This window comes from uncultured Methanobrevibacter sp. (assembly GCF_937906425.1).
In the GTDB taxonomy this organism is placed as follows: domain Archaea; phylum Methanobacteriota; class Methanobacteria; order Methanobacteriales; family Methanobacteriaceae; genus Methanobrevibacter.
Genome location: NZ_CALCYR010000019.1, coordinates 1 through 8,517, shown reverse-complemented (window position 1 = coordinate 8,517; position 8,517 = coordinate 1). Strand labels below are relative to the sequence as shown.

Sequence of the window (8,517 nt, the reverse complement as noted above, 5' to 3'; positions counted from 1 at the left end):
AATTTTTATTATTTGAGTTTATTTTTTGTGATAATTGTTATTGATAAGATTAATTTTTATTATTTGAGTTTATTTTTTGTGATAATTGTTATTGATAAGATTAATTTTTATTATTTGAGTTTATTTGTGATAAAATGATTCTTGATAAGATTACTGAAAAAACCAGAGAAAGGGTTGAAGATTTAAAAAAAGAAAGCTCGCTTGAAGAAATTAAGAAAAAGGCTCTTTCCTGTGAGATTAATAATGATTTTCCCTTTGAAAAGGCATTGAAAAAAGATGGAATGTCATATATTTGTGAAATTAAAAAGGCTTCTCCTTCAAAGGGAGACATTGTACTTGAGGATGGTTTTGATGAGATTCGCATTGCAAGGGAATATGAATCTGGAGGGGCTTCAGCTATTTCCATTCTTACAGAACCTTTCTTTTTTAAGGGAAATAATCAATATGTGAAAAATGTTTTCTCAACTGTTGAGATTCCTATTCTTAGAAAGGATTTTGTAGTGGATGAATACATGATTTATGAGGCAAAGACAATCGGTGCAAGCGCAATACTTCTTATCTGTTCCATTTTGGATAGTAAAACCCTTAAGTCCTATCTTGATTTGGCTCATTCTCTTGGCTTGTCTGCCCTTGTTGAGGCTCATGATGAGGATGAAGTTAAAACAGCCATTGAATCTGGAGCAAGGATAATTGGTGTAAACAATAGAAATCTAAAGGATTTTACAGTTGATTTTTCCAATGCAATAAATCTTAGAAAGGAAGTTCCGGATGATGTTATTTTTGTATCTGAAAGTGGAGTCAAGACCAAGGAAGACATTGATCTCTTGAAGGAAAACAATGTAGATGCTGTTTTGATTGGTGAATTCTTTATGAAAAGTGAGGATAAGGCTAAAATGATCAATTATCTTGATGGAAGAGAGTAGTTTTTGGTTTAATGTGATTTTTAGTTGTATTTTATTTTTTGTGGAGTAGTTTTGTTTATTTAAGTGATTTTTAGTTGTATTTTGTTTTTTGTGGAGTAGTTTTGTTAGTTTAAGTGATTTTTATGGTTAAACTTAAGATATGTGGGCTTAGACGGGAAGAGGATATAGATATGGTAAACAGGTACAGCCCTGATTTTATAGGATTTGTATTTGCAGAAAGTCCGCGTAAAGTTACAAAGGAAGAGGCTTCTCATTTGTCTTCCCTTTTAAATGATGAAATATCTCCTGTGGGTGTTTTTGTAAACGAAGAAATTGATTTTATCCTTGATCTTTTTAAGGAGAATATAATAGGCATTGCTCAGCTTCATGGTGATGAGGATGAGGAATATATTAAAAAGCTTAAGGCACTCTCAAAAGAGGAAACTGGGCGTGAAATTCCTGTAATCAATGCAGTTGAGATTAGGGATGATTTTGATGATTCCATTGGAGAGGATGAAAGGATTTCATCTGTAAGGAATAAATTAATTGAATTGTCTGCTTCAGCTTCAGATTATCTATTGTTGGACAGTGGAAAGGGCTCCGGCAAGACCTTCAACTGGACATTGATTGAGGGAGTTGATGAGATATTCAAGAAACCATACTTTTTGGCAGGAGGTTTAAACAGCAATAACCTTAAATTGGCAATGGAGGAGTTTAATCCATTTGCAGTTGATTTAAGCAGCGGTGTTGAAATCAATGGCTTCAAGGACGAAAGTTTGATTGGGGAAGTTTCAGAAATTCTAAGGGAATTTAATGATTGATTTGAATTATTGCCAATGGTTATATTAAATGAATTATATAGATTAAATAAGAAATTATTTTTATGATTAATTTATCTCATTAATGTACTATTTTTGTACATTTTTCATAAATATTGAAATTATAATTTAAGAAAATATTTAATTTAGATTTATTTTTAATTTAAATAAATATTCTAATTTAAAAAATCATTTTAATTTAAGAAAAAGTGTTTTATTTTAATTGTGGAGAGATTATATGAGTAGAGGGAGATTCGGAATTCATGGAGGTCAATACATTTCAGAGACCTTGATGAATGAACTTTTAAATTTGGAAAAGCAATATAATCATTTTAAGGAAGACCCTGATTTTCTTAATGAATTGAATGCCCTTTTGGACGAGTATGCAGGAAGGCCTTCCCGTTTGTATTATGCTAAAAGAATGACTGAAGACCTTGGCGGAGCAAAAATCTATCTGAAGCGTGAGGATTTAAACCATACAGGAGCTCACAAAATCAATAATGTTCTTGGTCAATGTTTGCTTGCAAAGAAGATGGGAAAAACCCGTGTAATTGCAGAAACAGGTGCAGGTCAGCATGGAGTGGCTACAGCTACTGCAGCTGCACTTCTTGATATGGAATGTGAGGTCTTTATGGGTGAAGAGGATACTAAGCGTCAGGCATTAAACGTTTTCCGCATGGAACTTCTTGGTGCAAAGGTTCATACAGTTACATCTGGTTCCAAGGTCCTTAAGGATGCAGTTAATGAGGCATTTAGGGAATGGGTTTCACGTGTTGATGACACTCATTATGTAATCGGTTCCACAATGGGTCCCCATCCATTTCCAACAATAGTCCGTGATTTCCAGGCTGTAATAAGTGCTGAAATCAAGGAACAGTTAATGGAACTTGAAGGAAAATTGCCTGATATGGTCATTGCCTGTGTTGGTGGTGGAAGTAATGCGATGGGTTCATTCTATAATTTCCTCGATGATGAAGAGGTCCATCTTGTTGGTGTTGAGGCTGCAGGTAAGGGAATTGACACAGAATATCATGCAGCAACCATTTCAAAGGGTGAACTTGGAATCTTCCATGGAATGAAATCCTATTTCTGTCAGGGAAATTACGGTCAGATTGCTCCTGTCTATTCAATCTCTGCAGGTCTTGACTATCCTGGAATCGGTCCTGAACATGCTCACTTGCATGATATTGGAAGGGCAGAGTATGTTTCAGCAACAGATGATGAGGCTGTTGAGGCATTTGAATACCTTTCAAGAACAGAGGGAATAATTCCAGCTATTGAATCATCCCATGCAATAGCACATGCCTTAAGAATTGCAGGGGATATGGATAAGGATGACATTATTGTAATTACAGTTTCCGGCCGTGGAGATAAGGATGTGGCAGCCATTGCCCGTTATAAGGGTGTTGAATTATACGAATGATTGTAGGAGATGTGTTTGAATGAGTGATAGGAAAATAAAAATTGCTGATGCATTTGAGAATGGTAAGGCTTTCATCGGATTTTTAACTGCAGGAGACCCTACAATTGACAAGACTGTCGAATACATTTTGGCAATGGAAGAGGCAGGATGTGACTTGGTTGAAATCGGCATTCCATTTTCAGATCCTGTAGCTGAAGGTCCGGTCATCCAGGAGGCAAACCTAAGAGCATTGTCAAATGGTACAAATACTGATGATGTTTTTGAGGCTATAAGTCGTGTTCGTGAAGTTTCCGATGTTCCTTTAGTATTTTTAACCTATATCAATCCAGTATTCTATTACGGTTATGAAAAGTTCTTTAAAAGATGTAATGAACTGAATGTTTGCGGAATAATCTCCCCTGATTTGCCATATGATGAAAAGGATGAGATTCTTGAATATGCAAATGGAAATGATGTAGATGTCATTAGCTTGATTGCACCTACTTCAAAGGAAAGAATTCAGATGATTGCAGGTGATGCAAGTGGATTTATATATGTTGTTTCTTCAATGGGAGTTACTGGAATGAGAAGTGAGATTAGAACTGATTTAGAATCCATTTTGTCTGATATTAAGGAAGTTACTGATGTTCCTGCTGCAGTAGGTTTCGGTATCAATACTCCAGAACAGGCCAAAAACATTGCAAAAATAGCAGATGGTGTTATTGTAGGAAGTGCAATAGTTAATATTATTGGTGAACATGGAGAAAATGCAAGAGAGCCTCTTGTAAATTATGTTAAATCCATGAAAGATGCTATTTCCTAATAGCACTTTTTATTATTTTTAATAGTAATTTATTTTCTATTTTTTCTTTTTTCTTTATTTTTTATAGTAATTTTATTTCTATTTTTTTCTATTTTTTTCTATTTTTTTCTATTTTTTCTTATTTTTTCTTATTTTTTCTTTATTTTTTCTTTATTTTTTATAGTAATTTTATTTCTATTTTAAACAAGCTATTGGGATGACCTTAATTCCATCTTTTCTTGTGTATGCAAATTTTCCTCCGGTAAGTATGGCTAAAAAGCTTGGATTTCTAACTTCCTCTTTTTTTTCAATTAATGAATTAATTCTTAATAAGTTTTTAGCTCCTTTTTCTATTTCAGAACTTCCTAATTTACATTCTATTAAACCATATCTTCCATCTCTTAAATGAACAACACAATCGATTTCCAAGTCATTTTTGTCATGATAATATGAGATTTTGCCGCCATGGTTGTTTGTATATATGCTTAAATCTCTTATACACAGGTTTTCAAATATAAAACCAAAGGTTTTTAATCCATCAGCACTATTAAATGCTTCTGGTGCTAAATCTAATGCAGCAACAGCTATTGAAGGGTCAATAAATACTTTTTTATTCCCAGTTCTCATAGATGTTTTTGATTTGATATTTGGGGACCAACCGCCAATGTCCTCAATTACAAATAGTCTTTTTAAAGCATCGATATAGGAGTAATATGTAGGTTTACTTATATCTTTAAAATTTGCATTTATGTCTGCAATTATTGTGGAATCCTTTGCTAATGTTGAATTGTTTCTGGAAATGGATTTCAATAAGGTTCTTACTCTATCAGGATTTCTTTTTATTCCATCCACATTTGATATCTCACTTTGACAGATATTGTCCAGATAATTATATGCTATTAACAGTTTTCCCTCATCGCTTTTTTGATTAACTGCATCCGGCCAACCTCCACGACATGCTGCAAATATAAGATTGTCCATATCCAAATCACTTTCAATTCCATCTATGTTTAATTCCTTTTTGTTAAATAAGTCCATTATTGAAATTTTGCCATTTGATTCTCCACTTTCATATAAGCTCATAGGTTTCATTAATAATCTATGGATTCTGCCGGTACCTGAATGCATAATTTTTGATTCATCAACTACTGTTGAGCCTGTTAATATGTATAATCCGTATCCTGCTGATGCATCGACACTGTTTCTTACTGCATCCCAAAGAACAGGAGCCATTTGCCATTCATCTATCAGTCTTGGTTTGTCTCCTTCAAGTAATTTGGAGGGCTTAATGTCTGCCCACATCATATAGGATTCATGGTTGTCTACATCTTGAAGTTTTAACACGCTTTTTGCATGTTTTTCCCCGGTTGTTGTTTTTCCACACCATTTGGGGCCTACGATAAGTATTGCACCTATAAAATTTAAGTATTTTTCTATTTCTTCATCTATTATGCGAGGCATATAATTGTCAATCATGATATCCCTATATGTTTTACTTTTTTGCACTTTTTTATTTTACTATTTTTCTTATTTTTATTTTACTTTTTTGCACTTTTATATTTTACTATTTTGCACTTTTTTATTTTACTATTTTTCTTATTTTTATTTTACTTTTTTGGACTTTTTTATTTTATTATACTGCTTCTTTTTTATTAATTTTTTAATTTATGCACCTTTTTATTTTAATTATTCTGCTTCTTCCTTTAGGGTTTCAAGTAAAAAGCTTACTGGTCTAAATCCGTCATTGCAGGAAATCATGGCTGATTTTTTATTTTTCATCCAACCGTCATAGAGATCTTCTGCTCCATGTGATAATGCCATAACAAAGGGGGAAATTGTTTCCCATGCACTGTCACAGAAGTTTTCAGGCTTTTCCCATCCATTTGCAATATAGACTTCCCCCTCTTCCACAGTACATTCATGTTCTAATGGGTTTTCATACTTTTCTATCAAGTCATCATGTCTGACTTTTCTAATAACGGTGATTTTTACCTTTTTCATATTTTCACCTAAATTAAATTCTTAAACTGTTTTTTGAATTATTCGTTTTAATTTTTTATACTCTGTCTGATTCCAATTTGACAGAATTTTAATTTAGATTTTCTATTATCTCAAACTGATGTGTCCAAGTCTTGTCTAATCTTCTTGATTGTGTATCTTGCATATATGAAGTTTAAAATACTTGCAAGGATTCTGCCTGTTGCTAAACCTATCCAAATTCCAATAAGTCCCCAATTCAATCCGATTCCAAGTATGTAGGTTGCAGCTACAGTAAATAGTATTTCCCTGATTATTGTCCATGCAAGGCTTGTAGTTCCCTTTCCAACTCCTTGATATAGGAAACTTGAAGCCATTCCAGCTCCTGTTAAAGGAAGACATAAACAAGCTATTTGAAGGAATTGCGTAATTGCCGGAACTAATGCTGCAGTGTCTTCAGTGTATGCAAAAAGCATTGAAAGTTGTGGTGCAAATGCTACAAGAATGATTGTAACTGCTGTTCCGAATGCAATTCCAAATTTTACTCCATAAAGATGTGATCTTGAAAGGTAATCTCCGTTTCTTGCTCCAAATGCACTTCCGCTAACTGCAGCTACTGCACTGCCGATAGCTGTAAGGGGCATGATTGCAAAGAGGTATAACCTTTGACCTGATGTGAAAGCGGCAATTCCAAACTCTCCTCCAATTGATGAAATGAAGATCAGATAGAAGCTTACTGCAATTGACATCATCAACATGTCCATTGATGCAGGAATTCCGACCTTAAGGATGTCTCTGGCTATTTTTGAATCGTATTTGAAGTTTTTCAAGTCCACCTTTACATAGGTGTCCTTTTTGATTAAAATCCAATAGAGAATGACTGAGGCTGCTCCGATTGAACTGACGATTGTTGCCAGGGATGCTCCAGCTGAACCAAGTCCGAGAATGTAAATGAAGATTGGGTCTAGAAGGGTGTTTAAGGCAACTGAAACTATCATTGCATACATTGCCCTTTTCATATCTCCCTCTCCACGAAGGATTCCGCTTCCACCATTTCCAAACATGAATGCAAACAATCCTAAGAATAAGGGGGTTCCGTATTTTATTCCTTCAGCCAATGATTGTCCGCTTGCACCATAGCTTCTAAGCAATGGTTCCTGTATGAGAAGAAGAACTATTGTTAATATTATTGAGGCGATAAGTAAAATAAGAAGTGCATGAGCTGCTGATTTGTTTGCTCCCTCATGATCCTTTGCTCCTACACAACGGCTTATACTGCTTGTTGCACCATTTCCAAGTCCTACACTTGCTCCATTCAATATCATGAATATTGGAGTTACAAATCCTATTCCAGCTATTGCTGCCTGTCCAAGTCCAGCTACCCATATTCCATCTATGATATTGTATGAAGCTGTTAGAAGCATTGATATCATGATTGGAATAGCCAGCTTCTTTACGGCAGTTTCTGGTTTGCCTCTCATCAATTCAACATTTTTATTTAAGTTAGAAACTTTTCCAGATAAATTAATACGCCATACTCCATCACTATCAGCAAAGTAATATTTATTATCTATCTTAATAGTAGTACCTGTTAATAAACTTGAACTTACTTGTTCACCTGAAGCATCAATTAATGATACATTTATACCCATTGGACTACTTTCATAGTTAGTATCAATAATACTTGAACGACTTTCATTTTCTTGATATCCAACACTAGTAACATAATTAAATGTATTGGCCCTATTTTGATATAAATAACCATCAAAATTATTTAAAATACCTTTAAGAACAGTATTACCACTATCATATAAATTATAAACCATTAGTTCTTGACGAATACCTAGTACAGTAAGCATAGATCTATCTTCAGTATTACGAAGTTCAAATAAGATATGATTATCTTCATGAGTACCAGATTGATTAGTTTCCTTAAAATCAAAGATAAACATAAACTCTTCAATCGTTCGGCCATGACTATCATCATAATATATCGCATTAGCTGCTTGATCATTATACTTATTATCAGTACTAGTACTACCCATCTTAATAAAATCACTCAGTTTATAGGATACTTGATTATCTGTTGCTAACTCAGCAGTAGCTCTATTGAATGAAGTTTGATCAACAGTATAATAATAGAAGTTTGGATTAGTATCATCAACACCATAATCAATCATAGTAATTTGTGTACCAACAGGTAGTATATAATCAGTAACAAGTGCATGATAATATTTATTATCTAATCCATAGATATCTTCTATATCATCAGCTTTAGCAAACAATGAGAAATATGCACTAAACTGACTTTGATTAGTAATATTAACATCATTAGCAGTAGGCATTTCATACTTCTTACCATATGAAATAGAAGCATTATTTTTATTTGGATAATATAAAATATATATAGATTTATTTCTATAATCGTAATTATCTTTAAATAAATTATCATCTAATTCTAAATAATTTTTATCTTCATTTATATTATCTTTATCTTCTATTAAGATTAATCTAATTCCTAATTTTTCATCAGAAATTATTTTTCTTTTATTATTTAATTGAATTATTTTATTTTTATTTCCTTCATTTATATAAAGTTCTAAGATTTTATTATTT

General features: G+C 33.1%; 7 protein-coding genes. 4 read left to right on the top strand and 3 right to left on the bottom strand.

Annotation, left to right across the window (positions count from 1 at the left end; all coding sequences use genetic code 11):
• The first annotated feature begins 134 nt into the window (after positions 1-134).
• The 4 genes from trpC to trpA all read left to right on the top strand — a co-directional run bounded on the left by trpC (position 135) and on the right by trpA (position 3,945).
• A complete protein-coding gene (gene trpC / locus Q0138_RS00800) occupies positions 135-923 on the top strand; it encodes an indole-3-glycerol phosphate synthase TrpC (protein WP_297979588.1) in 789 nt (262 codons plus the stop codon).
• Between the two features lie 122 nt (positions 924-1,045).
• A complete protein-coding gene (locus tag Q0138_RS00795; protein WP_297979583.1) occupies positions 1,046-1,723 on the top strand; it encodes a phosphoribosylanthranilate isomerase in 678 nt (225 codons plus the stop codon).
• 235 nt (positions 1,724-1,958) lie between these two features.
• A complete protein-coding gene (trpB, locus tag Q0138_RS00790; protein ID WP_297979580.1) occupies positions 1,959-3,143 on the top strand; it encodes a tryptophan synthase subunit beta in 1,185 nt (394 codons plus the stop codon).
• Positions 3,144-3,162: 19 nt separating this feature from the next.
• On the top strand, positions 3,163-3,945 hold the full coding sequence (gene trpA, locus Q0138_RS00785) for a tryptophan synthase subunit alpha (protein ID WP_297979577.1): 783 nt from the start codon (positions 3,163-3,165) through the stop codon (positions 3,943-3,945).
• 174 nt (positions 3,946-4,119) lie between these two features.
• On the opposite strand, the gene Q0138_RS00780 is transcribed toward trpA, so the two are convergent.
• The 3 genes from Q0138_RS00780 to Q0138_RS09315 form a co-directional block, all read right to left on the bottom strand.
• Positions 4,120-5,400 carry a DUF4143 domain-containing protein gene (locus Q0138_RS00780; protein ID WP_297979573.1) on the bottom strand — a complete coding sequence of 427 codons (1,281 nt, stop codon included), beginning with the start codon at positions 5,398-5,400 and terminating at the stop codon, positions 4,120-4,122.
• A 210-nt stretch (positions 5,401-5,610) separates the two neighbouring features.
• Positions 5,611-5,925, bottom strand: coding sequence for a TIGR04076 family protein (locus tag Q0138_RS00775; protein WP_297979571.1), 315 nt, complete (start codon positions 5,923-5,925; stop codon positions 5,611-5,613).
• Between the two features lie 110 nt (positions 5,926-6,035).
• Entirely contained in the window at positions 6,036-7,382 is a 1,347-nt protein-coding gene (locus Q0138_RS09315) for an MATE family efflux transporter (RefSeq protein ID WP_346662259.1), read from the bottom strand.
• Positions 7,383-8,517 lie beyond the last annotated feature (1,135 nt).

Excerpts from the sequence above, each read along its gene's own strand:
- trpC (WP_297979588.1), top strand. The coding sequence starts at position 135 with ATGATTCTTGATAAGATTACTGAAAAAACCAGAGAAAGGGTTGAAGAT.
- Q0138_RS00795 (WP_297979583.1), top strand. The coding sequence starts at position 1,046 with ATGGTTAAACTTAAGATATGTGGGCTTAGACGGGAAGAGGATATAGAT.
- trpB (WP_297979580.1), top strand. The coding sequence starts at position 1,959 with ATGAGTAGAGGGAGATTCGGAATTCATGGAGGTCAATACATTTCAGAG.
- trpA (WP_297979577.1), top strand. The coding sequence starts at position 3,163 with ATGAGTGATAGGAAAATAAAAATTGCTGATGCATTTGAGAATGGTAAG.
- Q0138_RS00780 (WP_297979573.1), bottom strand. The coding sequence starts at position 5,400 with ATGATTGACAATTATATGCCTCGCATAATAGATGAAGAAATAGAAAAA.
- Q0138_RS00775 (WP_297979571.1), bottom strand. The coding sequence starts at position 5,925 with ATGAAAAAGGTAAAAATCACCGTTATTAGAAAAGTCAGACATGATGAC.
- Q0138_RS09315 (WP_346662259.1), bottom strand. The coding sequence starts at position 7,382 with ATGAGAGGCAAACCAGAAACTGCCGTAAAGAAGCTGGCTATTCCAATC.